Below are 24360 nucleotides of genomic sequence, written 5' to 3'. Positions count from 1 at the left end.
CAGATTGATGCAGCACAAACACAGGCCGTCTGAAAACCGTTTTTTCAAACGACCTGTTTATAATCGAACATCTTATAATCGAACATTCCTACCGAAAGGAAAATCATGGAACATTTCCCGAAAGACATCTATACCGAACCCGATCCCGACACCAACACCCTAGCCAATCTCGGCCCGCTCGCGCCGATGGCCGGTATTTGGCAGGGCTCACGCGGCACCGATGTCAACCCCAAAGCCGACGGCCCTGAAACCGATGCCTATATCGAACATTACGAGCTGCAACCGATAGATGCGCAAACCAACGGCCCGCAACTGTTTTACGGCCTGCGTTACCACACCCGCATCGTTCAGCCCGACGAAGTGGAAACGTTTCACGACCAAGTCGGCTATTGGCTGTGGGAACCGGCCACCGGCAACATTATCCTCACCTTAACCATTCCGCGCGGGCAAACCGTGATGGCCGCAGGCAAAGCCGCTCCCGACAGCAAAACCTTCACACTCAAAGCAGAGCGCGGCTCGACGGTAAACGGCATTTTATCGAACCCTTTTCTCGAACACGCCTTCCGCACCGAAAGCTACACCATTACCGTTACCCTCAACGACGACGGCACATGGTCATACGAACAAAACACCGTGCTGGTGATTCCCGGGCAAAAACACCCCTTCCACCACACCGACCGGAACACGCTGCACAAAATCGGCGAAGCCACGCCCAACCCGACTGCCCGGGCGGCGGCCGAACGGGCAAAACAGGGCTGAACAGGGGCGGATTTCCGGCCGGCAACACCGCCGTTATGCCGAATCTCAACGCAGCTTTTAGCAATACCGCCCGAGACCTTTGCAAGTCGTTTAGGCCGTCTGAAATATTCAACCATCGTCATTAGCTTCGCAAGTCCGCTGCGCTACCCCCGCGTAGGCGGGAATCCAGTCATTTTTTATAAGTTATTGAAATAAAATACTTGATAGTTTTAAGGCTGGATTCCCGCCTGCGCAGGAATGACGGAATCTAAGCATTTCAGACGGCTTCAAGGTATTTTTGCAAAGATCTCCACCCGTTAAATATTCCGCCCGAACCACTCCACCCTACCGATAATGGCCACATCGTCGGTCATATTGTTGAGATTGATTTCAAACGTGGGGTAAGCCTCGTTGGCGGAAATCACGTTCACGATTCCGCCCGGCATCAACTGCAACCGCTTGACCAGTAGGTTTTCGTTCAGGCGCAACACATAAAGGCCGTCGCGCGGGGTGGTTTCGCCGTGATTGATTAAAATCGAATCGCCGTCGTTCAACACCCCCTCCATCGAATCGCCTTTTACCGAAATCACCGAAAGGTTTTTGGTGTCGCGGGTTACATAATTTTCTATCCAATAGCGGCGGAAAGCCATGGTAAACACAGGCGTTTCGTCGCCCACCAAACGGCCGTGCCCCGCCGCCGCCTGAATATCGTAACGGGGCACGAACACAAATTCGTCGATGTCCACAGGGTTGCCCAGCGTATCTTCCGCCGTTGCCGCCGAAGGTGCGGCAGCGTTCGGAAACGGCTCGCCCTCGCCCGTTAGCAGCCAATCGATGCTACAACCTTTCAATTGCTTGATTTTTTTCAGTGTTTCAGCCTTCGGCAAACCGCCTTCGTTCCAAATGCGGCTGAAGCCCGCAATCGTCATATCGATATCCGCCGCGATTTTGGCCTGCCTGGCTTCGTTTTTCCAAAGAAAAGCCAATCTGTCTTTAAACGTGTTCATATATTTTCCTTTTTTCAGGTGTGGTTTTGCATACCATCCTGCAATTTGGCTTTATTTTACTTTAGTTTCGTTCAAAAAGTAAGATAAATTTTAAAAATAAATAAGAAAAAGTATTGCAATTTCAGATTTAGATGAGTAATATTCACCCAGGCTTAGATTTTTCATTATCTTTTTTGCTTCAATAAAATATTATCTTACGATTTAAAACAACTGTTCGGTTTTACTTAGCCGCCTTTAGATTGAGCACTCGGATCGGCTAAATAAAATCTTAGCAAACCGGTTAACTGAGAAAGGAAAGAATCATGCAAAGCAAGCAACGCAAAGGATTGGTGTTATTCAGCACATTGGCTGCAATGGCGGTGGTGTTCTCTTCCGGCTATACCGAAGCCCAATCGGCTGAAATGCCGCTGTCGGAATTGGGCTGCGACAAACTGAATACGCTGCGGATAACGCAAATGAACGGCAAACAACAGGCTTTTGCACGCGAATGCTCCGCCGCAGAAGCCGCCCAAGCGTGGGAACAGTCTTACGGCGCATTGGATTCCGAAAGCCTGATTGCCGGCGTGGTCTATGAATAACGTATAAAACCGCCGCGCCACAAACCGTACCCGGCGGTTTCGGCAATTTTTCAAAAACAAAAACCGATGCCTTCGCAAAACCTTCCGGTCGTGCGCGCCGTTCAAGGCATGGCCGGAGACCTTTGCAAAACCCAGAAAAGTTTAAATACCGCCACTCACGCGCAGGCGGGAATGACGGTATTTAAACTTTTCAGACGGCCTCAAGGCGGTTTTGCAAAGGTCTGATACGGTGCTTCAAATACACGGCTTAATAGCGTTTTTTGCAAAAGCATCCGGCTTAGCAAGCCGCCCGATAGGCAGCGGCGGCTACAGTTTTACAATTTATTTAGCGCCAGCCATTTTTCCAAATCTTCGGCGCTGATACCTTTGTTGTCTTCAAAATCCAGCTTGTTGATCTGGCGGCCTTTTGCATATTTAGCCAACACCGGCGTGCCGCTCAAACCGTATTGCTGTTTGAACGCCGCCCAAGCAGGTTTATCTTGGTGCAAACGGTGCACGTTTACAAAATAAATTTTGCCGCCCAGTTTGTGCGAAGCAATATACCGCTTGAACATCGGCTCGAACGCATTGCAGTCGCCGCAACTCGGCCGGCCGATATAGGCGTAAAACGTATCGCCGCCCGCCACTTTGGCTTTAAAATTTTCAACGGTTAAGCTGTTGAGTTCAAAATAAATATCAGAATAGGTGCTTTCCAAACGCTTGCTGTTTTCGGCAGAAAGCCTCACCGCCGTTTCCGCCTCAGCCAGTTTGTTTTGCAACGCTTGCGTTTCACGGTGCGGGCTGCCGCAAGCTGCCAGCAGGCAGACCAATGCAGCGGAAATCAAAATTTTGGCAGACATCGCAAACTCCTTTATTTTAAAGATTGGCAATAATCGGATTATAAAACCACCCGCCCAAACGAAGCAGCCAACCCGCTCTCTATTTGCTTATGCTCAACTATTTATTTAGAGATTGAGCTGCTTCAGCCTCTTTTGATTTTTCAGCAACAGTAGCTATTTGGTACCGACATGTACCATTTCGCAGGGATAGGGTTTATTTGTAACGTACGGCTTGGTATTTGAAGTAAGGTTATATTTGCCATAAGAAAACAGCACCTTGGTTGGGTTGGGGTTTATTCAATGTTTGGGCCACAGCTCAATGTTTTCAGACGGTTTGGTTATTGTGCCAAATAAAATCAGGAAAACTCTTTCATAAATAAACAATAGCATTTTCGGGCAGCCCGAGAGTCAGGCGGAGCAAACGTAACGCAAGGGAAGTTTTGCGTCGGGTAACAGCAAAAATTTATCCCGGAGTGGATTTTTTGTGCTTGAAACAACAAATATTTTATGCTGAATAAATATTTTATTTAAATAAAATCAAAATTACATAAATGCGGAAGGCTTATGCCATATTGCTCATGGCTTCCCTAAAAATACATTGTCATTTCAATAATTTGCGTAAACTTTTGCTTAAGATAACTTTATAAAGGCAAATCTTTCTACATTTTTTGAAAAAGTATAAGATAGTTTCAACGTTAGAAAGTTAACGTTATCCCTGTGATTAATAATGTTTTAATATTAAGGAGAGAAATCATGGATGCCAATACAGTAATCGTGAACGGCACCCCGAACGACGACGTACTTTTCGGCAGTTTGGGCGGCACCGTTATCTACGGCAACGGCGGTAACGACACCATTTACGGTTTTTCGGGCCTGGATACCATGTATGGCGGAGAAGGCAACGACACATTCCATATCGCGGGAAGCGGCGACACCATTATTGAAGAATCCGGCCAAGGTTCCGACACCGTGCACAGCAGCGTCAGCTACACCGCATCGCGCAATGTGGAAAACCTGGTGTTAACCGGCGATGCCCGTATCAACGGCACCGGCAACAACAGCGACAACACCATCACCGGTAATGACAACTACAACCGCTTAAACGGCGGCCGCGGCAACGATACCATCTACGGTAACGGCGGCGAAGACACCATCGACGGCGGCGAAGGCAACGACAAACTCTACGGTGGCGCCGACCGTGACAACATCTTCGGCGGTGCGGGTAACGACCTGCTCGACGGCGGCACCGGCAAAGACGTGATGCGCGGCCAAACCGGCGATGACGTTTACTACGTTGATAACGTTGACGATACCGTTATCGAAGAAGCGGGCGAAGGCACCGACACCATCCACAGCAGCGTCAGCTACACCGCATCGCGCAATGTGGAAAACCTGGTGTTAACCGGCGATGCCCGTATCAACGGCACCGGCAACAACAGCGACAACACCATCACCGGTAACGACAACTACAACCGCTTAAACGGCGGCCGCGGCAACGATACCATCTACGGTAACGGCGGCGAAGACACCATCGACGGCGGCGAAGGCAACGACAAACTCTACGGTGGCGCCGACCGTGACAACATCTTCGGCGGTGCGGGTAACGACCTGCTCGACGGCGGCACCGGCAAAGACGTGATGCGCGGCCAAACCGGCGATGACGTTTACTACGTTGATAACGTTGACGATACCGTTATCGAAGAAGCGGGCGAAGGCACCGACACCATCCACAGCAGCGTCAGCTACACCGCATCGCGCAATGTGGAAAACCTGGTGTTAACCGGCGATGCCCGTATCAACGGCACCGGCAACAACAGCGACAACACCATCACCGGTAATGACAACTACAACCGCTTAAACGGCGGCCGCGGCAACGATACCATCTACGGTAACGGCGGCGAAGACACCATCGACGGCGGCGAAGGCAACGACAAACTCTACGGTGGCGCCGACCGTGACAACATCTTCGGCGGTGCGGGTAACGACCTGCTCGACGGCGGCACCGGCAAAGACGTGATGCGCGGCCAAACCGGCGATGACGTTTACTACGTTGATAACGTTGACGATACCGTTATCGAAGAAGCGGGCGAAGGCACCGACACCATCCACAGCAGCGTCAGCTACACCGCATCGCGCAATGTGGAAAACCTGGTGTTAACCGGCGATGCCCGTATCAACGGCACCGGCAACAACAGCGACAACACCATCACCGGTAACGACAACTACAACCGCTTAAACGGCGGCCGCGGCAACGATACCATCTACGGTAACGGCGGCGAAGACACCATCGACGGCGGCGAAGGTAACGACAAACTCTACGGCGGCGCCGACCGTGACCATATCTTCGGCGGTACCGGTAACGACTTTATCGACGGCGGCACCGGCAACGATTTGTTGCGCGGCCAAGCCGGTAACGACACCTATTATTTCGCCCAAGGCTACGGCCATGACGTGGTGCGCGATACCGAGGGCAGCAACATCGTCCGTTTCGGCAGCGGCATTACGGTTGACGATATTACCGTTCGCGAAGAGGGTGCCAATTGGGTGATTACGCTGAAAGAAACGGGCGACACCTTAACCCTTGAAAACCAAACCCAAGCCGGTGAAGCCGCAGCGGAGTTTGTGTTTGACAGCGGCAGCGTAAGCAGCGCTGCTTTGGCAGAAACATTCGGCCTTGTGCCCGCTGCTTCAGGGTTGGTGTTGAATGACGATTATCTGTCTGTTACGTTTGATTATAACAATGAAGGATTTGCTTATTTTTCTGTGTTGGATAACGACAGCACCTCTTCGGGAAATGGTTTAACGCTGCTTAATGCAGAAGTGGTTTCCGGTAGCGCCGAGATTTACTTTGATGAGAAAGGTATTGGTTATTGGACTAACTTCGAGCAAGCCGGTGATCACGAGGTGGTGATCGAATACACGGCAACCGACGGCATCGAAACCGGCACGGCAAAAGTGTATTTAAGCGCTTTCAATGATTTTGACAGCTTCTATCATCCTGATTACGGCTATCCCGACGCTTATCTGTACAGCGGTGATTTAGGCTCTACCACCATTTTGTCGGCATCTACCGAAGGCAGCGTGTTAACCGTTCACAGTGCCAACCTGCCTGCTGAGGAAGGCAGCACGGCAGCCGTTTCAGACGGCCTGTTGGAAAGCAACGGCGCACAAGTGCTTGAAAACGGCTTGGCCGCCTTGTCCGACGGTTCGCAAGCCGCTGCGGGTGCGGGTGTCGGCATGGCAGATACAGCCGCCTATGCCGCCAACGAAATGGCTTTCTACACCGAAGATACCGTGCAGAATGCTGCTGTTATTTAAGCAGTAAGATTCTGCCTGTAACAGGTTGAAGCAAAGGCCGCCTGAAAATATTTTTCAGACGGCCTTTGCTTTATCTGTTTTGCGTTTGCAACAGGTTAAACCGCCACCACCACGCGCCCGCGGATTTCGCCGTTAATCAGGCGTTCGGCGGTTTGGGGCACTTCTTCCAAACCGATTTCATGGCAGCCTATCGCTTGCAGCAGGCTTGAGCCGCCGAGCAGGGCGGCCAGTTCGCTCCAGGCGGTCAGGCGGTCGGCGGCGGGGCGCATCACGCTGTCGATACCGGCAAGCGTGATGCCGCGCAGGATAAACGGGGCGACCGTGCCGTCAAAATCCATGCCCTGTGCCAAGCCGCAGGCCGCCACGGTGCCGCCGTAGCGGGTGGCGGCGCAGATGTTGGCCAAGGTGTGGCTGCCCAGCGTATCGACGGCGCCCGCCCAGCGTTCTTTGGCCAGCGGTTTGCCTTTGGCGCGGTATTCGCTGCCATCCATTACGGCGGCGGCGCCTAAAACATCGGTTAAATAGGCGGATTCATGGGTGCGGCGGGTCAGCGCGGTAACGGTGTAGCCGAGTTTGGCGAGCAGGGCGGTGGCGAAGCTGCCCACGCCGCCGTTGGCTCCGCTCACCACGATGTCGCCTTTGTCGGGGGTAACGCCGTTTTTCGCCAGCGCCTGCACGCACAGCATGGCGGTGTAGCCTGCGGTGCCTGCGGCCATGCAGTCTTTCAGGCTGAGTCCGTCGGGTTTGGGGGTGAGGTATTGCGCAGGCACACGGGCGAGTTCGGCCAGCCCGCCCCAATGGTTTTCGCCTACGCCCCAGCCGTTGAGAATCACTTCGTCGCCCGCCCGGTAGGCGCTGCTTTGGCTTTCGATCACTTCGCCGGCGAAATCGATGCCGGGCACCATGGGGAAGTTGCGGATAATCAGCCCCTTGCCGGTGATGGCGAGGGCGTCTTTGTAGTTGAGGGTGGAATATTTCACGCGCACGGTTACATCGCCTGCGGGCAGGTCGCCTTCGGAAATGTTGCTGCTGAACACGGCGCGGTAGTCGGGGTCTTTCAGAATCAGAATGCCTTTCATGGCTGGCTCCTTTCGGGGTAGGTTCCGGCACATTGTAGGCAGACGGGGGAGGACGGGCAATGGTTGGTTGGGGAGGAATTGAGAAAAGTCATGTTCAGGCCGTCTGAAACATCCGATTATCGTCATTCCCGCGCAGGAGGGAATGACGGAATTTAAGCATTTCAGACGGCCTCAAAGAATTTTGCAAAGGTTTCGGCTTATTTTGCCAAGTCCACCGCAAACACACCGCGCAGGGCGTTGCTCAGGCGGATTTCTCCGGCATCGCGCAGCATGGCGCGGGTGATGCGGCTTTCGCGCACGGTTGCCGCACCCAGATAGCGTTCGGGGTCGGCCAGCACGGCTTGGCGCATCACGCCGTTGAGTATGTCCAAATCGAGGGCGGGGGTGTGCCATTCGTTGCCGGTTTTCACAAATACGTTGCTGCGGCCGCCTTCGAGCAGGAAGCCGTCGCGGTTGAAAAACAGGCTGTCGAACGCGCCTTGCCGTTCGGCCTGCCGCCAGCCTGTATCGTAAATTTCGCGGCGGGTGGTTTTGAAGCGGCGCAGATAGTCGTGCGCGGGCAAAACCGTTTCGGCCAGGCACACCTTCGGCAACGGCGGCCCGCCGTCCAGCGGCGCGTGGCTGAAGGTGAGGCCGCTTGAGGCGGTTAATTCGGCTTTCACGCGGAAAGCGCCGTTGTCGGGCAGGGTGTTCAGGTAGGCGCGGATATGCGCTTCGGGGTGATCGGGGCAGGGCAGGTTGAGGGCGGCGGCAGACTGTTTCAGACGGCCTGCATGAAGGTGCAGCAGGGTGCATTGTTTGTGTTGCGCGTGCAGGGTTTCAAAAATGCCGAATTCGGGCTGGAGGCGGTTGAGGAAACGGGCTTTCCATTGGCACTCGGTGTATTCGGCCTGCGCCTCGCTGTCGGCCACGATGCCCGAGCCTACGCCGTAAACGCCGTGGTAGAGGCCGTCTGAAAGCGGGGAGAGTTCCAATGTGCGGATCACCACGTTGAGCGTGCCGCGAAAGCCCAGGCCGCCTTCGCAAGGCTCGAGAAAGCCGATGCTGCCGGTGTAAAGCCCGCGCGGCGCGGTTTCGGTTTGGCCGATAATCTGCATGCTCATGCGTTTGGGTGCGCCGGTAATCGAGCCGCAGGGGAAGGCGGCGCGGAAAATATCGGCGGCGCGGGTTTGCGGCTTGGCTTCGGCTTCTATCAGGCTGGTCATCTGCCACACGCTGCCGAAGCGGCTCACTTTAAACGGCTCGGGTACGCGCACACGGCCGGTTCGGGCGATTTTGCCCAAATCATTGCGCAATAAATCCACAATCATCACGTTTTCGGCGCGGTTTTTCGGGTCGGCCTGCAAGCTGCGGGCGCGTTGGCCGTCGAGGCCGTCGTTCAGAATCGGCGCCGTGCCCTTCATTGGTTCGGTGCGGATGAGGCCGTCTGAAGAAATATCGAGAAACAGCTCGGGTGAAAAACACAATATCCAGCGCGGCTTGCCGTGCACGTCGGGCAGGCAGGCGCAGGCGCCGTAGGGAACGGGCTGGCGCAGGCGGCGGTAGAGTTCGGCGGGGTGGCCGTAGGCCGTGAGGTGCAGGCGTGTGGTGTAGTTGATCTGATAGGTGTCGCCGCGCGCAATCGCCGCCTGTATGTCGTGCACGGCCTGTATATAGGCTGTTTGCGGGGTGTCGCTTTGCGGGGCGGAAATGCCGGCCGGCGCGTTTTGCGGGCAATGTGCCGCCAGCCACGAGGCCGCGTCGGTTTCGCGTTTGTGTTTAAACCAATGCAGGGCGAGGCGGGCATCGGCGCGGCCGGGCAGATCGGCCAGCGGCAGGCCGAATTCGTAGTCGGCGCAGATGAAAACGTGCAGGCCGCGCTGCCAGCCTTCGTGCAGGCAGGCATCGAGCGTGCCGAGTTCGGCGGCGGTGAGAAAACGGCTGTGGGCATAGCCTTCGTAACAAACGGCACGGCCGTTTACGGCATCGTCGAGCAGCGCGGAATAAGGCATGGCGGGCAGGGTTAAAAAACCGCCATTATAGCCGACTGCGGGGCGTTTGGCGGCGGCGGGGCGGAAATCTAGTCGCGTGTAGTTTTTTTGTTCGTTTATGTAAAAAGTAGTAGAATAACCCTATAAAGTTTACAGATTCCGATTAACCCTTTCTATATAAGGAGCACACATGTCCGACCACCAATTAAAACCGTTTGAACAAGTGAATCTCGGTGAAAAAAAAGAAGAGCTGCAAGTGTTTGAAAAAGCCGTTTTGGAACACAAAGGCCGCGTAACCAAAGAAGATTCGGGCACCGCGCCGCTGCCGGAAAGCTACCCCTACCGCACCCGCATGAGCCGCAGCGTTTACGAAAAAGAAAAGAAAAAGCTGCAAATCGAGCTTTTGAAAGTGCAAAGCTGGGTGAAAGATTCCGGCCAGCGCATCGTGTGCCTGTTTGAAGGCCGCGACGCGGCAGGCAAGGGCGGCACCATCAAGCGCTTTATGGAACACTTAAACCCGCGCGGCGCGCGCGTGGTGGCTTTGGAAAAACCCACCGAAACCGAAAAAGGCCAATGGTATTTCCAACGCTATATCCAAAACCTGCCCACGGCCGGCGAAATGGTGTTTTTCGACCGCTCTTGGTATAACCGCGCCGGCGTGGAGCGCGTGATGGGCTTTTGCGAGCCGCACGAATACCTGCTGTTTATGCGCCAGACGCCCGAGTTCGAACGTATGTTGGTGGCCAGCGGCATCCATCTGTTTAAATTCTGGTTTTCGGTGAGCCGCGAAGAGCAGCTGCGCCGCTTTATTTCCCGCCGCGACGATCCCCTGAAACATTGGAAACTCTCGCCCGTCGATATCCAGTCGCTCGACCGCTGGGACGACTACACCGATGCCAAAAACGCCATGTTCTTCCACACCCACACGGGCGATGCGCCGTGGACGATTATCAAATCCGACGATAAAAAACGCGCCCGTTTGAACTGTATCCGCGCGTTTCTGCATTCGCTCGACTACCCGGGCAAAGACGTGAAAGCCATCGGCGCGGCCGACCCGCTGCTGGTAAAAGTGCCCGACACCAAATTCTCCGACAACAACTTCGATGTGATTGCCGACTAACCAGGCAAAAGCCGTTGCACAGGCCGTCTGAAAACCTTTGAATGTTTTCAGACGGCCTGTTTTTTGGCAGCCCTGATTTCTTAAAATATGCAGTTAAGATATAATAGCCGCTCCGATAACATAAAAAGCCGAAACATCATGACACGATACGCCCTCTTACTTACCGCCGCCGCTTTTGTGCTTACCGCCTGCGGCACGCAAAAAGCCGTCCGCCCTAATGCGCCCGCTCCCGCAGTGGCCGAATCGCAGGCACAAACCGTTCACTACAAAACCAAAAAAGGCAAACGCTTAACCGCCGTTTACCGTAATGACCACAGCCCGTTAACCGTCGAGTTAAAGCAGGGCAACAGCGTGGAAAAACTGAAACAGGTTCAGTCGTGGGCAAAAGGCGTGGAATACGCCAACGGCACAACCCGCTGGCATGTTCAGGAAGGCCGCGCCACGCTCAAGCGCAAAGGTGTGATCAGCGTTTATTACGAAACGAACTGATGCCGCTTTGTGCGGGTTAAACATAACACAGGCCGTCTGAACACATATTCAGACGGCCTGTGAGCTTTTGGGTTGGCGGGCAGCCATGCCGTGGCGGAAGTTTGCGGGTTAAGGGTTCATAATCCGAGCAATCAACGCGTTTTCTTTGCCCTGCATATGCGGGATTTTCACCTGAATGCCGTTGCCGGGCGCGGCCTCCACCGCTTCGCCTTTGCGCGTGATGGCTTCCAGCACCAGCGTTTGGTTGCCTTGGGGGTGGATGATTTCCAGCGTGTCGCCCACCGCGAAGCGGTTTTTCACTTCTACCGTGGCCCAGCCTTCGGCGTCGATTTCCAGCACTTGGCCGACAAACTGGCTTTGTTTGGCGAGCGAATGGCCGGCCAGATAGTTTTGGTAGTCCTGCGTTTGGTGGCGCTCCAAAAAGCCGGAGGTGTAGCCGCGGTTGGCCAAGCCTTCCAGTTCGGCCAGCAGGCCGTAGTCAAACGGTTTGCCGGCCACGGCATCGTCAATCGCCTTGCGGTAGGCCTGCGCCACGCGGGCGACGTAGTAAACCGATTTGGTGCGGCCTTCCACTTTGAGGCTGTCCACACCGATTTCGGCAAGCTTGGCCACCTGCTCGATGGCGCGCAGGTCTTTGGAATTCATGATATAGGTGCCGTGTTCGTCTTCCATAATCGGCATGTATTCGCCGGGGCGGTTGGCTTCTTCGATTAAAAACACTTTATCCGCGGCGGGGTGGCGCTGCTGGCCGTTGATGCCTTCGAAGGCGGCATCCGCTTCTTCTTGCGCGCGGTTGAAATCGAAGCCTTGCAACAGCTTGGCATCGCCCGCTTCGTCTTCCGTGCTGCCGTGCACTTTGTAATCCCAGCGGCAGGCGTTGGTGCAGGTGCCCTGGTTGGGGTCGCGGTGGTTGAAATAGCCCGACAGCAGGCAGCGGCCGGAATAGGCGATGCACAAGGCGCCGTGTACGAACACTTCCAATTCGATATCGGGGCATTGCTGGCGGATTTCGGCGATTTCTTCCAAACTCAGTTCGCGCGAGAGAATAATGCGCTCCACGCCGATTTTCTGCCAAAACTGCACGCCCCAATAGTTGGTGGTGTTGGCCTGCACCGATAAATGAACCGGCATATGCGGCCATTTTTCGCGCACCTGCATAATCAGGCCGGGGTCGGCCATAATCAGCGCATCGGGCTTCATGGCGATTAAGGGTTCCATATCGGCCATAAAGGTTTTCAGCTTGGCATTGTGCGGCAGGGTGTTGACGGTTAAAAAGAATTTTTTGCCGCGCGCGTGCGCTTCGGCTATGCCTTGCTCGAGCACGGGCAGTTTGGCGAATTCGTTGTTGCGGGCGCGCAGGGAATAGCGCGGGCTGCCGGCATAGACGGCGTCGGCACCGTAGTCGAAAGCCGCGCGCATACGTTCGAGGCCGCCGGCGGGAAGGAGCAATTCGGGTGATTTCATGATGTGTTTTGTTTTGAAAATAAATATATTTCAAACGTTTAGGCCGTCTGAAAAAAGAAACGGGAAAGGGTTGGGATTATCCGCTTTTTCGCAGGAGCGGTCAATTTGGGCGGCGGCCGGCGTTTTCAGACGGCCCGGGCCGGAAAGGTTTGCCGGTGCCGGCAATGCAGCGGTTCGGCCGTCTGAAATAAATCATCTCAACGAATGTGTTTTCTTGTAAAATAGCCCGCTTCACGCTGCGGCCGCACGCCGTTTTTTTGTTTCTTTTTCTGAAAAGCCAGGCATGAATTTCCGTTTCGACATTATCTACGAATACCGCGAGATGTTTTTCTACGGCGCGCTGACCACGCTGGGGCTGACGGTGGCGGCCACTTTGGGCGGCACGGTTTTGGGCTTGTTCGGCGCGCTGGCGCGTTTGACCCGTTTTGAAAAAGGCAACCCGCTGCTGCGCGCGTTGGCGTGGCTGCTGCGCACCGTTTCGCTGGTGTATGTTACGCTGTTTCGCGGCACGCCGTTATATGTGCAGATTTTCATTTGGTATTTCGTGTGGGCGGTGGCCTTAATCCACCCCACAAACGGCTGGCTGATCAGCGGCGATCTGGCCGTGGAACTGCGCCGCAATTACGGCGCCCTGATTGCCGGCACGCTGGCGTTAACCGTGAATGCGGGCGCCTATATCACCGAGATTTTCCGCGCGGGCATCCAGTCTATCGACCGCGGCCAAATCGAAGCCGCGCGCTCGCTGGGGTTAACTTATCCGCAGGCGATGCGTTATGTGATTCTGCCGCAGGCGCTGCGCCGCATGCTGCCGCCGTTGGCCAACGAATTCATCACGCTGCTGAAAGACAGCTCGCTGCTGTCGGCGATTGCCGTTACCGAGCTGGCTTATGTGCAGGCCACCATTTCGGGGCGGTTTTCGATTTATGACACCCCGCTCTACACCGTGGCGCTGATCTATCTGGTGATGACCATGTGTTTGGGCTGGCTGTTTTCGTGGCTGGAAAAACGCTATAACACGGCAGGGCAGCGTTAGCATAAAGGCCGTCTGAAAAGAAAATATTTTCAGACGGCCTTTCACTTGATTTGATTGATAGGGAAGGCTGTTTTAGACATGAGGGCCGTTATCCAAAAAGTTACCCGCGCCGCCGTGGAAGTGGTGGGCGCAAACGGGCGCGAAACCGCCGGAAGTATCGGACACGGCTTCGTGGTGCTGCTCGGCGTGGGGCGGGGCGACACCGAAGCCGACGCCCGCTATATCGCCGATAAAACCGCCAACCTGCGCATTTTTGAAGACGATGCGGGCAAGCTGAACCTGTCGCTGCAAGACACCGGCGGTGCGGTGCTGCTGGTTTCACAGTTCACACTTTACGCCGACGCCCGCAACGGCAGACGGCCGTCGTTTTCGGAAGCCGCCCCGCCGGAAGAGGCCAACGCACTCTACGAACAGGTTGCCGCCATGCTGCGCGGGCACGGCATCACGGTGGAAACCGGCTGCTTCCAAACCCATATGCAGGTGGACTTGTGCAACGACGGGCCGGTTACGCTGCTGCTGGATTCCCGAAAACAGTTTTAAAGTTCTCTTGCCGATAACAAACTTGAAGGCCGTCTGAAAAGTTTTCAGACGGCCTGTTTTATCGCTTGCAGGCATCAATTGCCCAGCAGGCTTTCGTCTAATGTCAAATCTTCGCTTTTGTTCACGCCCACCTTGCGTTCGATGATGTTGCGGGCGATGCCTTGCGCCTCGGCCAGCGAGTGCATCTGATAAGTGCCGCACTGGTATTCGTTCAGCTCGGGGATTTCGTTTTGGTTTTGCACGTTTAACACATCCTGCATCGAAGCGAGCCACGCATCGGCCACGCGGGCTTCGTCGGGCGTGCCGATCAGGCTCATATAAAAGCCGGTGCGGCAGCCCATCGGCGAAATATCGATGATTTCCACATCGGCGCCGTTCAGGTGGTCGCGCATAAAGCCCGCAAACAGATGCTCCAGCGTGTGTATGCCTTTTTCGGGCAGAATTTCCTGATTCGGCACGCAAAAGCGCAAATCGTAAACAGTGATGTCGTCGCCTTTGGGCGTGCGCATGGTTTTGGCCACCCGCACCGCTGGCGCGTGCATACGGGTGTGGTCTACTTTGAAACTGTCGAGCAGCGGCATGATTGTTCCTTTGAGAAATTGTGGCAAAACCGAATCATAGCATTTTCGGCCGCAGGCCGTCTGAAAACAAAGCTTCTGCTGGGTTATGGCCAGTCAAATTAAAAGTATGCGCGTCATGCCCGGGCTTGCCGGGTATCTCAAAACTCGCTGAAACCCAAGATGCCCGAGTTAAGCCGCGATTATGGGGGGTTGGCTATTAAATAATTGTTTTAAAAAATAAAATTAAATAATAGTTTCTGCAAAACCAGAGCAGGTGCAGTTTCAGACGGCATGGCTGCCGTTTGTTACGGTATAAATGTAAAAATCTAAATCTAATAAAAACTATTATCAATATCTATGTTAAACTGGATAACACTAATTTATTCCAGAGTGTGTAGGCGGAAGGTTTGAGAAGCGGATTTTAACCAAAAATACCGCCACAACGCGGCCGGCTACACGCCCCGGTTCAAACATCTTGTTGGAAACATTCGGAAAAAGGAAGAAGCCTGTGCCCCGCATCATCAGCAATCCCCTGTTTACCGTGGCCGTCCTGCCCTTGTCGCTGGCCGCCGCATTTGCCCACGCAGAAGAGCGGCAGGCCGCCCAAACGGCCGAACTCGACACCGTTTATGTTACTGCCGAACGCCAAGTGCAGCAGCAGCTCGGCGTATCGAAAATTTCGGCGGACGACATCGCCAAGCGCCCCGTTGCCAACGATATTTCCGAGCTGGTGCGCACCATGCCCGGCGTTAACCTCACCGGCAACACCGCTACTGGCCAGCGCGGCAACAAGCGCCAAATCGACATCCGCGGCATGGGCCCCGAAAACACGCTGATTTTAATCGACGGCAAACCCGTTACCTCGCGCAATGCCGAGCGCATCAGTATGCGCGGCGAGCGCAACACGCGCGGCGATTCCAACTGGGTGCCGCCCGAAGCCATCGAATCGATTACCGTGCTGCGCGGCCCGGCGGCGGCGCGCTACGGCTCCGGCGCGATGGGCGGCGTGGTCAACATCACCACCAAGCGCATTACCAACGAATTCGAAGGCTCGGTGAACTACTACACCAATCAGCCGCAAGACAACAAAGAAGGCGCTACAAACCGTGCAGGCTTTTATCTGAGCGGGCCGATTGTGAAAGACAAGTTGTCGTTCCGCCTTTACGGCAGTGCCAATAAAACCGAGGCCGACGCGCGCGACATCAACCAAGCCGCCACCGGCAATCTGGCTTCGGCCGGTGTGGAAGGCGTGCGCAACCGCGACATAGCCGGCCGTCTGCACTGGCGTATCAATCCGGCCAACGGCCTGACCTTCGATTCCAGCTTCAGCCGTCAAGGTAATATCTATAACGGCGACACGCAAAACAGCGTGCTGCACCCGGCCAATGCCGCGCTGATCAATGATTTGGCCGATAACAAAGCGGAAACTGCCCGTATTTACCGCTCCGCCTTCTCGCTGACCCACGACGGAAGCTATGAATGGGGCGACACCAAAAGCTACGTCAGCTACGACCGCACCACCAACAGCCGCTTCCCCGAAGCCTTGGCCGGCGGTCCCGAGGGCAGCTACAACGCCGACACCTATACCGACAGCGACCTGAAAAACCTGCGTTTGAGCAGCGAAGCCTACGTTCCTTTTGAATTAGGCGTGCCGCATGTGTTAACCGTCGGCGCGGAATACAACAGAAGCACACTGGACGATGCCGCTTCCAATTCGCAAGGCTTCACCGACCAAGGCCGCACCGACGTATTCAGCGGCATTTCGTCCACCCGCGACGGCAAAATCTCACAAAGCAACTGGGCGGTTTATGCCGAAGACAACATCTCGCTGACCGACAGAACCAAGCTGATTCCTACGCTGCGTTTCGACCACAACAGCCACAGCGGCAACAACTGGAGCCCCGCACTCAACTTCTCGCACCAAATCGGCCAAAACTGGACAGTCAAAGGCGGCATCGCGCGCGCCTACAAAGCGCCCAACCTGTATCAGGCCAACCCCGATTTCATTCTCTACACGCGCGGCAACGGCTGCCCGCTCAACATCGGTACCACCGTCCGCTGCTACTACATGGGCAATGCCGATTTGAAACCCGAAACCAGCCTCAACAAAGAGCTGGGTGTCGAGTTCAACCGCAACGGCTGGCAGGCATCGGCCACCTATTTCCACAACGCCTACCGCAACAAAATCGTGATCGGCGACACCTTGATCGCCACCAGCAATATCGGCAACCCGATTTACCAATGGTCGAACACGCCCAAAGCCACGATTTCCGGTTTTGAAGGCAATCTGGTTGTGCCGCTGCACGAAAAACTCAAATGGAGCAACAACTTCACCTACATGAAGGAATCGGAAGACTACCAAGGCAACCCGCTGTCGTTGGTGCCGAAACACACCATCAACAGCACGCTGGCTTGGACACCGACCGAAAAATGGGACGCCAACCTCACCTTCACCCACTACGGCCGCCAAAAACCGCGCACCGTCGCCATCAACCGCACGGAAGCCCGCAACGGCTTGAGCAATGACGAAATAGGCAGCTACGGCATTTGGGGCATCAACGCCGGTTATCAGTTCAACAAACAAACCCATGTGCGCGTAGGCGTGAGTAATATCGGTGATAAAAAAATCTACCGCACCGGCAACGGCGCCTACACCTATAACGAACACGGCCGTGCATTTTACGGAAGTTTGAAAGTGGGGTTTTAACCGGCAAAGGCCGTCTGAAAAGATTTCAGACGGCCTTATAAAGCAGTTTTTCCATATTGGAAGAATCTAACCGTTTATTTTGAGAATTAAAAAATGAACAAATCTCTTCGCACACTCACTCTGGCGGTGTTGCTCGGCGGCAGCATCTTCACTGCGCAAGCCGAAGGCTTCGGTCATCTGCAAACCCTGTCGGTGGCAGGCCGTAATCTGCCGCTGACAGATACTTCGGCGCGCATTCTGGGCAACAAAGGGGGGACGGCGCCGCAATTGGTTGACGATATCACCGACGGCTTGGGCAAAAATAAAATCCCGGGTTACAAAATCCAAATCATGAGCCGCGCCTATTCGCTGGCACACCAAACCCGTGCCCCCCGCCAGGGGCAAACCGCATGGAGCGACAACCGCCATATCCACCGTGGCAGCAAGCTGTTGGTCGGAATTCCGGTGAAAGGCGGCCAAATGGATTTGGCCGGCGCCCAACTGCTGGGCATGGCGGTTATCAGCGATGCGGCGGTTCCCGATAACTTTAAAGCCGAAGACAAAATCCGCCCGCGCGGCAAGCAGTTGGCCACGCGTGAGGCCAAAATCAGCTCGGGCAAGCTTAAAATAGAGCGCTTGGTGCTGCCCGATATGGCCAGCGGCGAAAAAAGCGGCGGAGGGGTAAAACTGAGTGCCTCGGTGGTGATTGACGGGCAAACCGCCGTTACCGACGTCAACAGCACCTTTACCGAATTCGATACCGCCAAAGGCGACGCACGCGGTTTTGCGGCGGATAAGCGTTTGTTCCAATGAATAGGCGATATGGTACCATAGCACTGCTGTCGGGCCTGCTTGCCGCCGCACCGTCTGCTTGGGCGGCACCGGATCTGACCCGTCCCGCCGATCTTTCGGTGGTAACGGGGGTTCACCCTGTTTACCGTTTTGAAACGCTGCACTTCCGTTCGGCCGACGGCAGGCGCGGTTACCGCGTGTTTCTCGGCATTCCCAAACAGCCTGTGCCGCCGCAAGGTTTTGCCGCGCTTTATGCCTTAGACGGCAACGCCCTGCCCGAACACTTGCCAACGGAAGATTCAGGCCGTCTGAAACATCCGCCCGTGCTGGTGTTGCTCGGTTACGATACGCCGCTGCGCTTTGCTACGGCCGAACGCGCTTGGGACTACACGCCGCCCGCAGCAGACGGCCGGCCGGCGGCGGATACCTCCGACCCGGCGCGGCTCAACGGCGGTGCTGCCGACTTCCTGCGCTTACTGAACGACACCATACGCCCGGCCGTCGAACGGCGCGTGCGCCTGAATCCGCAGCGGCAAACCCTGTGGGGGCATTCCTACGGCGGTTTGTTTGTGCTGTATGTGTTGGGCGTGCGGCCGCAGGCGTTTACGCATTATGTGGCGGCCGATCCGTCGTTGTGGTGGCAAAACGGCCTGTTTCTCTCGCGCTACGCCCCGCAATGGCGCAAGCAGAATATGGCCGGCAAACAATTGTTGTGGCTGCAAAGCGGCGGTGCCAAGCCTGAAAATGCGCAGGCGGCAAGCGAACGCGTCCGCCGCCACCGCGCGGCAACGGCCGCCGTTTCCGCCGAAACACTGGCCGCATGGCGGGCGCAGTTGGCCGAACGCGGCGACCTGCATTTCGAATACCGCCTGCTGCCGCAGCACAACCACGGCAGCCTGCTGCCTTTTTCGTTTTTATATACATTGGATTTAGAAAGCCGACCATGACCAACCCCGACAACAACGATCCCCACCGCATCCGCCTGATACGGGTGCAAAGCTGGCACGACGTCGGCAAACACCTGCGCCGCATCGTGTTCCACAGCCCCGAATTGGCCGATTATCCGTTCCGCTGCAACGGCGCGCCGTTCAAGCTGCTGCTGCCGCGCGAAGGGCAAAGCGCGCCCGTGCTGCCCGAAAGCTTTGAAAAAGGCCGCCCGCGCTGGGCCGATCCGGCCGACAAGCCTTATTCGCGCACCTACACCGTGCGCGCGTTTAACCGGCAGGCCTGCACGTTTACCGTTGATTTCGTGCTGCACGGCGATAACGGCCCCGCTTCGGCGTTTGCCCATCATGTGCAAACCGGCCAAACCGTGGGCATCACCGCCCCGCGCAACACCCGCGACCCGATGCTGCTGCCCGCCGCCGAATACCTGCTAATCGGCGACTTAACCGCCGTACCCGCCATTCAATCGATGCTGGAAGAGATGGCGCCCGACGCGCGCGGCCATGTGGTTTTATTGCTGCCCGAAGCCGCCGACCTGCCTGCCGATTTCGCCTGCCCGCCGCAGGTGGCGCATAGCGTATTCACCGGCGGCAGCGAGCAATATTCCGCCGTAATCGCCGCCGCCCGCCAAGCGCGCCCGCAAAGTGAAGACTGCTATGTGTGGATTGCCGCCGAAGCCGGGCTGACCGCCCCTTTGCGCGAGCTTGCCCGCAAAGAATGGCAACTGCCGCTTGGCCGTTGCGTGGCCGTGCCTTATTGGCGCCTGGGCGAGGCCGAAGAGGATTATCACGCCAAACGGCATGAATTTATCGACGGCGATGCCGATGAAGGCAGGCCGTCTGAAAACCATTGATTTTGATTACCCGCTTGAGGAGCATTGAACATGAAAAACTTCCGTTTCACCCTGTCTGCTTTGGCCTGCATCGCCGCGCTGGCCGCTTGTTCGCAACAAGAAAACAAAAACGCGGCCGCTTCCGGCGCCGCTTCGCAAACGGCGGCAGCCGCTTCCGCTCCGGCTACCGCCCGTAAAATCGAGGGCGAGAGCGTAACCGTTGCCACTGCGCGCGGCGAAGCCGCCGTGCCGCTCAAACCCGAGCGCATCGCCGTTTACGATTTGGGCATGATCGACACCTTGAGCAGGCTGGGCGTGCCCATCGGCGCATCGATTGACCAATCGCGTTTGGACTATCTGAAAGACGCGATTAAAGACGCCAAAAAAGCCGGCACGCTGTTCGAGCCGAACTACGAAGCGCTCAACGAATACCAGCCGCAGCTCATCATCATCGGCTCGCGCGCCGCCAAAGCGTTTGACCAACTGAACCAACTGGCGCCCACCATCGAGATGACCGCCGACACCAAAAACATGAAAGAAAGCGCGAAACAGCGCATTGATGTGTTTGCCAAAATTTTCGACAAACAGGCCGAGGCCGACAAGCTGAAAGCCGAAATCGACGCCGCGTTTGACGCCGCCAAACAGGCAGCCGCGGGCAAAGGCAAAGGGTTGGTGATTCTGGTGAACGGCGGCAAAATGTCGGCCTTCGGCCCCGATTCCCGCTTGGGCGGCTGGCTGCACCGCGACATCGGCATACCGGCGGTAGATGAAAACATCAAAGAAGGCAGCCACGGCCAGCCCATTTCGTTTGAATACATCAAGCAGCAAAACCCGGATTGGCTGTTTGTGCTCGACCGCAGCGCCGCCATCGGCGAAGAAGGCCAGGCCGCCAAAGACGTGCTGAACAACCCGCTGGTGGCCGAAACCACCGCTTGGAAAAAAGGCCAGGTGGTGTATCTGAAGCCGGAAGCTTATCTGGCGGCCGGCGGCGCGCAGGAATTGCTGAATTCGGCCAATCAGGTGAAAGAAGCGTTTGCGGCCGCGAAGTAAGCCGCGTTTTCAGACGGCCTGAACAGCATGGCGGGCAGGCCGTCTGAAAACATTTATTCGGCGTTATATGGATTCACCGCCATACCCGGGCTTGCCCCGAGTATCTTTCCGTTTCATAAAAAATAACAGATACTCGGGTCAAGCCCGAGTATGACGCAGAGTGTTTCGTATGATGCAGAGGTTTTCAGACAGGCATTTGGGCATCCTACCCTACGCAAACTGCTTGAGTGACGCCTGTCTGAAAATAAGCATCGCAGGGCTGATTGCTGTGTAACCAAACGAACAAACAGGATTTACCATGTATCGAACCGTATTCCGCATTGCCAAAATGGATTGCCCTTCGGAAGAAGCGCTGATCCGCATGAAGCTGGACGGCCTGGACGGCATCCGCTCGCTGGATTTCGATATTGCCAACCGTCGTTTAACGGTGTGGCACCAAGGCGCTTACCAGCCGATTTTGCAGCGGCTCGACAGTTTGAACTTCGATACTTCGCTGCTGGAGAGCACCGAAACGGATTCGGACACCGCTGTTTTGCAACCTGCCGCCGAGCGCAAACTGCTGTGGCAGGTTTTGGCCGTCAATCTGTTTCTCTTCGTGCTGGAAGCGTTGAGCGGCATTTTGTCCGGTTCGATGGGGCTGTTGGCCGACAGTTTGGATATGCTGGCCGACACCTTGGTTTATGCCCTCGCCCTGCTGGCGGTCGGCGGCACGGCGGTGCGCAAGAAACACACGGCCAAAGCGGCGGGCATCTTGCAATTGGTGTTGGCGTTGTGGGGCTTTTTCGAGGTGCTGCAACGTTTTTTCGGTTGGGCATTCCTGCCCGATTTCCGTCTGATGATAGGTATTTCCTTGCTGGCCTTGGCCGGTAACGCGTTGTGTTTGTATCTGCTGCAAAAAAGCAAAAGCCGCGAAGCGCATATGCAGGCGAGCATGATTTTTACCGCCAACGATGTTCTGGTGAATTTGGGTGTGATTGCCGCCGGCGTGCTGACCTGGCTGAGCCATTCGAAATATCCCGATTTGTTGGTCGGCACGTTGGTGTTTTTGCTGGTCGGGCGCGGTGCGCTGAATATTTTGAAATTGTCGAGATGAGTATGGTGTGCCGTATCTATCCGCCGTCATACTCGGGCTTGACCCGAGTATCTGTTGTTTTGTTTTGAAACGGGAAGATACTCAGGCTAAGCCCGAGTATGACGCAGAGTGTTTCGTATGATGCAGAGATTTTCAGACAGGCATTGGGGAATCCTACCCTACGCAAACTGCTTACGGCTTGACGATGATGCCTGTCTGAAAAAATATCCGAACGCCTGATTAACCGTTCAGACGGCCTATTGAAGCAGGCCGTCTGAAAACCATTTTCCTTTTATTAAACCGTGTGATGCCGCAAAAAACCTTACCTTTTCTCGCGCTTAATCTGATCATGCTGATGCTGCTGTTTGCCGCCAGCCTGTCGGTGGGCGTGGCCGATTTCAGTTGGGCGAAGCTGTTTGAGTTTTCCGACGATATGCAGCTGATGCTTACCAGCCGCCTGCCGCGCACGTTTGCCATCGTGCTCACCGGCGCGTCGCTGGGGGTGGCGGGCATGATTATGCAGATTCTGATGCGCAACCGCTTTGTCGAGCCGTCGATGGTGGGGGCGAGCCAGAGCGCGGCTTTGGGGCTGCTCTTGATGGCCTTGTTTTTTCCTGCTGCCGCGCTGATGGTGAAAATGTCGGTAGCGGCGGCGGCGGCGCTTGGCGGTATGCTGGTGTTTATGGCCTTAATCCGCCGCCTGCCGCCCACCGCGCAATTGATGGTGCCGCTGGTGGGGATGATTTTCGGCGGCGTGATCGAATCGGCGGCGGTGTTTATCGCTTATGAAACCGAAATGCTGCAACTGTTGGGCGTGTGGCAGCAGGGCGATTTTTCCGGCGTGCTGCTGGGGCGCTATGAATTATTGTGGCTCACCGGCATTCTGGCGGTGGCGGCCTATCTGATTGCCGACCAGCTCACCATTGTGGGGCTGGGCGAAACGGTGGCGGTAAACCTCGGCCTGAACCGCAACACCATTCTGTGGGCAGGCTTAATCATTGTCGCGCTGATTACCTCGCTGGTGGTGGTAACGGTGGGCAATATCCCGTTTATCGGCTTGGTGGTGCCCAATATCGTTTCGCGCATGATGGGCGACAAGCTGCGCCAAAGCCTGCCGGCGGTGGCCTTGATGGGCGCGGGCATGGTGCTTTTGTGCGATATCATCGGCCGCTTAATCCGCTTTCCGTTTGAGATTCCCGTATCAACGGTGTTCGGTGTAACGGGCACGGTATTGTTTTTGTATCTGCTGTTGAGGAAGCCTGCCCATGCCGTCTGAAAGCAAACGATCTTTGTGGCTGGCCGCCGCTTTGCTGCTGGCTTCCTGCACGCTGTTTCTCACCTTAAACGCCCACGGCAATTGGGATTTCATCCTGCCCTTGCGCGCCGCCAAGCTCGCTTCTCTGCTGCTGGTGGCCTATGCGGTGGGCGTGTCGACGCTGCTGTTCCAAACCATTACCAACAACCCGATCCTCACCCCTTCGATACTCGGTTTCGATGCGCTGTATGTGTTTTTGCAAACGCTGCTGGTGGCGCTGTTGGGCGGCGTGGGCTATACCCATCTGCCGGTGCTGGGCAAATTCGGCTTCGATCTGGCGGCGATGATCGGCGGCTCGCTGCTGCTGTTTCAAATGCTTTTGCGACAAGGCGGGCGCGATCTGGCGCGCATGATTTTAATCGGCGTGATTTTCGGCATTCTGTTCCGCAGCCTTTCCTCTTTGCTGCAACGCTTGATCGACCCGGAAGAATTCGCCGTGGCACAGGCTTATACCTTCGCCTCGTTTAACAGCGTCAACCGCAATCTGCTCGCCATCGCCGCCGTGATTCTGTTTATTAGCGCGTTTTGGATTTGGCGCGAACGCCACCGCCTCGATGTTTACCTGCTCGGCCGCGATCAAGCGATTAATCTGGGCATACCCTATGCCCGCCATACTTTATGGTTGTTATCGTGGGTGGCGGTGTTGGTGGCCACTTCCACCGCACTGGTCGGCCCGGTCAGCTTCTTCGGGCTGCTGGTGGTGGCGCTGGCCAATCACTTCGCCCCCAATATGAAACACAGCGTACGCCTGCCGATGGCGTTTCTCACCGCCGGCGTGTTGCTGGTGGCGGGGCAGACCGTGTTCGAACATGTTTTGGGCATGAAAGCCGTGTTGAGCGTGGTGGTGGAATTCGCCGGCGGGCTGGTGTTTTTATGGCTGGTGTTGAAGAAGCGGCGTAGTTAATCAGCTTAAGTACAGACGTCATACTCGGGCTTGACCCGAGTATCTTGAGT

General features: G+C 55.9%; 21 protein-coding genes. 15 read left to right on the top strand and 6 right to left on the bottom strand.

All coding sequences use genetic code 11. From position 1 onward, the window contains the following. Positions 1-105 precede the first annotated feature (105 nt). Positions 106-759 (top strand): FABP family protein, encoded by a 654-nt coding sequence (locus H3L92_RS09670; protein WP_085366877.1) that lies wholly within the window; start codon positions 106-108, stop codon positions 757-759. A 296-nt stretch (positions 760-1055) separates the two neighbouring features. Here H3L92_RS09670 and H3L92_RS09665 read toward each other — a convergent pair whose 3' ends face one another. Further along, positions 1056-1745, bottom strand: a complete 690-nt coding sequence (locus H3L92_RS09665; protein WP_085366878.1) for a S24 family peptidase — start codon at positions 1743-1745, stop codon at positions 1056-1058. Between the two features lie 302 nt (positions 1746-2047). Between H3L92_RS09665 and H3L92_RS09660 the strand changes: the two genes are divergently transcribed. Next, positions 2048-2323 (top strand): hypothetical protein, encoded by a 276-nt coding sequence (locus tag H3L92_RS09660; RefSeq protein WP_115336212.1) that lies wholly within the window; start codon positions 2048-2050, stop codon positions 2321-2323. A gap of 314 nt (positions 2324-2637) precedes the next feature. Here H3L92_RS09660 and H3L92_RS09655 read toward each other — a convergent pair whose 3' ends face one another. Next, positions 2638-3162 carry a thioredoxin family protein gene (locus tag H3L92_RS09655; protein WP_085366879.1) on the bottom strand — a complete coding sequence of 175 codons (525 nt, stop codon included), beginning with the start codon at positions 3160-3162 and terminating at the stop codon, positions 2638-2640. A 732-nt stretch (positions 3163-3894) separates the two neighbouring features. Between H3L92_RS09655 and H3L92_RS09650 the strand changes: the two genes are divergently transcribed. Next, complete coding sequence (locus H3L92_RS09650; protein ID WP_115336211.1) at positions 3895-6459, top strand: calcium-binding protein; 2565 nt, start codon at positions 3895-3897, stop codon at positions 6457-6459. Positions 6460-6554: 95 nt separating this feature from the next. Here H3L92_RS09650 and acuI read toward each other — a convergent pair whose 3' ends face one another. Together acuI and H3L92_RS09640 are read right to left on the bottom strand one after the other, a co-directional pair. Continuing rightward, positions 6555-7538, bottom strand: a complete 984-nt coding sequence (gene acuI / locus H3L92_RS09645; protein ID WP_085365623.1) for an acrylyl-CoA reductase (NADPH) — start codon at positions 7536-7538, stop codon at positions 6555-6557. A 197-nt stretch (positions 7539-7735) separates the two neighbouring features. Beyond that, a complete protein-coding gene (locus H3L92_RS09640; RefSeq protein ID WP_085365622.1) occupies positions 7736-9529 on the bottom strand; it encodes a bifunctional chorismate-binding protein/class IV aminotransferase in 1794 nt (597 codons plus the stop codon). A gap of 169 nt (positions 9530-9698) precedes the next feature. Here H3L92_RS09640 and ppk2 point away from each other — a divergent pair, with 169 nt between their 5' ends. Together ppk2 and H3L92_RS09630 are read left to right on the top strand one after the other, a co-directional pair. Continuing rightward, complete coding sequence (ppk2, locus tag H3L92_RS09635; RefSeq protein WP_085365621.1) at positions 9699-10628, top strand: polyphosphate kinase 2; 930 nt, start codon at positions 9699-9701, stop codon at positions 10626-10628. A 138-nt stretch (positions 10629-10766) separates the two neighbouring features. Further along, positions 10767-11117, top strand: a complete 351-nt coding sequence (locus H3L92_RS09630) for an MliC family protein (RefSeq protein ID WP_085365620.1) — start codon at positions 10767-10769, stop codon at positions 11115-11117. Positions 11118-11225: 108 nt separating this feature from the next. On the opposite strand, the gene trhP is transcribed toward H3L92_RS09630, so the two are convergent. Then, positions 11226-12581 carry a prephenate-dependent tRNA uridine(34) hydroxylase TrhP gene (trhP, locus tag H3L92_RS09625; protein ID WP_085365619.1) on the bottom strand — a complete coding sequence of 452 codons (1356 nt, stop codon included), beginning with the start codon at positions 12579-12581 and terminating at the stop codon, positions 11226-11228. 283 nt (positions 12582-12864) lie between these two features. Between trhP and H3L92_RS09620 the strand changes: the two genes are divergently transcribed. Beyond that, the gene (locus tag H3L92_RS09620; RefSeq protein ID WP_085365618.1) at positions 12865-13614 is read left to right on the top strand and encodes an amino acid ABC transporter permease; all 750 of its coding nucleotides are present in this window, start codon (positions 12865-12867) and stop codon (positions 13612-13614) included. 78 nt (positions 13615-13692) lie between these two features. Further along, the gene (gene dtd / locus H3L92_RS09615; protein WP_085365617.1) at positions 13693-14154 is read left to right on the top strand and encodes a D-aminoacyl-tRNA deacylase; all 462 of its coding nucleotides are present in this window, start codon (positions 13693-13695) and stop codon (positions 14152-14154) included. A 74-nt stretch (positions 14155-14228) separates the two neighbouring features. Here the strand turns inward: dtd and luxS are convergent, their stop codons facing one another. Next, the gene (gene luxS / locus H3L92_RS09610; RefSeq protein WP_085365616.1) at positions 14229-14735 is read right to left on the bottom strand and encodes an S-ribosylhomocysteine lyase; all 507 of its coding nucleotides are present in this window, start codon (positions 14733-14735) and stop codon (positions 14229-14231) included. 487 nt (positions 14736-15222) lie between these two features. Between luxS and H3L92_RS09605 the strand changes: the two genes are divergently transcribed. The 8 genes from H3L92_RS09605 to H3L92_RS09570 all read left to right on the top strand — a co-directional run bounded on the left by H3L92_RS09605 (position 15223) and on the right by H3L92_RS09570 (position 24310). Next, positions 15223-17421 carry a FepA family TonB-dependent siderophore receptor gene (locus H3L92_RS09605; protein WP_245945420.1) on the top strand — a complete coding sequence of 733 codons (2199 nt, stop codon included), beginning with the start codon at positions 15223-15225 and terminating at the stop codon, positions 17419-17421. A 93-nt stretch (positions 17422-17514) separates the two neighbouring features. Continuing rightward, on the top strand, positions 17515-18213 hold the full coding sequence (locus tag H3L92_RS09600) for a hypothetical protein (protein WP_085365615.1): 699 nt from the start codon (positions 17515-17517) through the stop codon (positions 18211-18213). After that, complete coding sequence (locus H3L92_RS09595) at positions 18210-19139, top strand: alpha/beta hydrolase (protein WP_085365614.1); 930 nt, start codon at positions 18210-18212, stop codon at positions 19137-19139. The genes H3L92_RS09600 and H3L92_RS09595 overlap by 4 nt, the downstream gene beginning before the upstream one ends. Continuing rightward, on the top strand, positions 19136-19990 hold the full coding sequence (locus tag H3L92_RS09590) for a siderophore-interacting protein (protein ID WP_085365613.1): 855 nt from the start codon (positions 19136-19138) through the stop codon (positions 19988-19990). Before H3L92_RS09595 ends, H3L92_RS09590 begins: the two co-directional genes overlap by 4 nt. Positions 19991-20020: 30 nt before the next feature. Next, positions 20021-21019 carry a siderophore ABC transporter substrate-binding protein gene (locus tag H3L92_RS09585; RefSeq protein ID WP_085365612.1) on the top strand — a complete coding sequence of 333 codons (999 nt, stop codon included), beginning with the start codon at positions 20021-20023 and terminating at the stop codon, positions 21017-21019. A 298-nt stretch (positions 21020-21317) separates the two neighbouring features. Beyond that, complete coding sequence (locus tag H3L92_RS09580) at positions 21318-22112, top strand: cation efflux transmembrane domain-containing protein (protein WP_085365611.1); 795 nt, start codon at positions 21318-21320, stop codon at positions 22110-22112. Between the two features lie 286 nt (positions 22113-22398). Further along, positions 22399-23367: an ABC transporter permease gene (locus tag H3L92_RS09575; RefSeq protein ID WP_085365610.1), complete on the top strand. Its 969-nt coding sequence runs from the start codon at positions 22399-22401 to the stop codon at positions 23365-23367. Next, on the top strand, positions 23357-24310 hold the full coding sequence (locus tag H3L92_RS09570; protein WP_085365609.1) for an iron chelate uptake ABC transporter family permease subunit: 954 nt from the start codon (positions 23357-23359) through the stop codon (positions 24308-24310). The genes H3L92_RS09575 and H3L92_RS09570 overlap by 11 nt, the downstream gene beginning before the upstream one ends. Positions 24311-24360 lie beyond the last annotated feature (50 nt).

The organism is Neisseria dentiae, from assembly GCF_014055005.1.
GTDB lineage: Bacteria > Pseudomonadota > Gammaproteobacteria > Burkholderiales > Neisseriaceae > Neisseria > Neisseria dentiae.
This window is presented reverse-complemented; position numbering and strand designations above follow the sequence as displayed.

What these genes read in the sequence shown, in the direction of transcription:
- H3L92_RS09575 (WP_085365610.1), top strand. Translation starts at nt 22,399, where the DNA reads ATGCCGCAAAAAACCTTACCTTTTCTCGCGCTTAATCTGATCATGCTG.
- trhP (WP_085365619.1), bottom strand. Translation starts at nt 12,581, where the DNA reads ATGAAATCACCCGAATTGCTCCTTCCCGCCGGCGGCCTCGAACGTATG.
- H3L92_RS09630 (WP_085365620.1), top strand. Translation starts at nt 10,767, where the DNA reads ATGACACGATACGCCCTCTTACTTACCGCCGCCGCTTTTGTGCTTACC.
- H3L92_RS09590 (WP_085365613.1), top strand. Translation starts at nt 19,136, where the DNA reads ATGACCAACCCCGACAACAACGATCCCCACCGCATCCGCCTGATACGG.
- H3L92_RS09640 (WP_085365622.1), bottom strand. Translation starts at nt 9,529, where the DNA reads ATGCCTTATTCCGCGCTGCTCGACGATGCCGTAAACGGCCGTGCCGTT.
- H3L92_RS09660 (WP_115336212.1), top strand. Translation starts at nt 2,048, where the DNA reads ATGCAAAGCAAGCAACGCAAAGGATTGGTGTTATTCAGCACATTGGCT.
- acuI (WP_085365623.1), bottom strand. Translation starts at nt 7,538, where the DNA reads ATGAAAGGCATTCTGATTCTGAAAGACCCCGACTACCGCGCCGTGTTC.
- dtd (WP_085365617.1), top strand. Translation starts at nt 13,693, where the DNA reads ATGAGGGCCGTTATCCAAAAAGTTACCCGCGCCGCCGTGGAAGTGGTG.
- H3L92_RS09585 (WP_085365612.1), top strand. Translation starts at nt 20,021, where the DNA reads ATGAAAAACTTCCGTTTCACCCTGTCTGCTTTGGCCTGCATCGCCGCG.
- H3L92_RS09570 (WP_085365609.1), top strand. Translation starts at nt 23,357, where the DNA reads ATGCCGTCTGAAAGCAAACGATCTTTGTGGCTGGCCGCCGCTTTGCTG.
- H3L92_RS09670 (WP_085366877.1), top strand. Translation starts at nt 106, where the DNA reads ATGGAACATTTCCCGAAAGACATCTATACCGAACCCGATCCCGACACC.
- H3L92_RS09580 (WP_085365611.1), top strand. Translation starts at nt 21,318, where the DNA reads ATGTATCGAACCGTATTCCGCATTGCCAAAATGGATTGCCCTTCGGAA.
- H3L92_RS09655 (WP_085366879.1), bottom strand. Translation starts at nt 3,162, where the DNA reads ATGTCTGCCAAAATTTTGATTTCCGCTGCATTGGTCTGCCTGCTGGCA.
- H3L92_RS09620 (WP_085365618.1), top strand. Translation starts at nt 12,865, where the DNA reads ATGAATTTCCGTTTCGACATTATCTACGAATACCGCGAGATGTTTTTC.
- H3L92_RS09665 (WP_085366878.1), bottom strand. Translation starts at nt 1,745, where the DNA reads ATGAACACGTTTAAAGACAGATTGGCTTTTCTTTGGAAAAACGAAGCC.
- ppk2 (WP_085365621.1), top strand. Translation starts at nt 9,699, where the DNA reads ATGTCCGACCACCAATTAAAACCGTTTGAACAAGTGAATCTCGGTGAA.
- H3L92_RS09600 (WP_085365615.1), top strand. Translation starts at nt 17,515, where the DNA reads ATGAACAAATCTCTTCGCACACTCACTCTGGCGGTGTTGCTCGGCGGC.
- H3L92_RS09650 (WP_115336211.1), top strand. Translation starts at nt 3,895, where the DNA reads ATGGATGCCAATACAGTAATCGTGAACGGCACCCCGAACGACGACGTA.
- H3L92_RS09595 (WP_085365614.1), top strand. Translation starts at nt 18,210, where the DNA reads ATGAATAGGCGATATGGTACCATAGCACTGCTGTCGGGCCTGCTTGCC.
- luxS (WP_085365616.1), bottom strand. Translation starts at nt 14,735, where the DNA reads ATGCCGCTGCTCGACAGTTTCAAAGTAGACCACACCCGTATGCACGCG.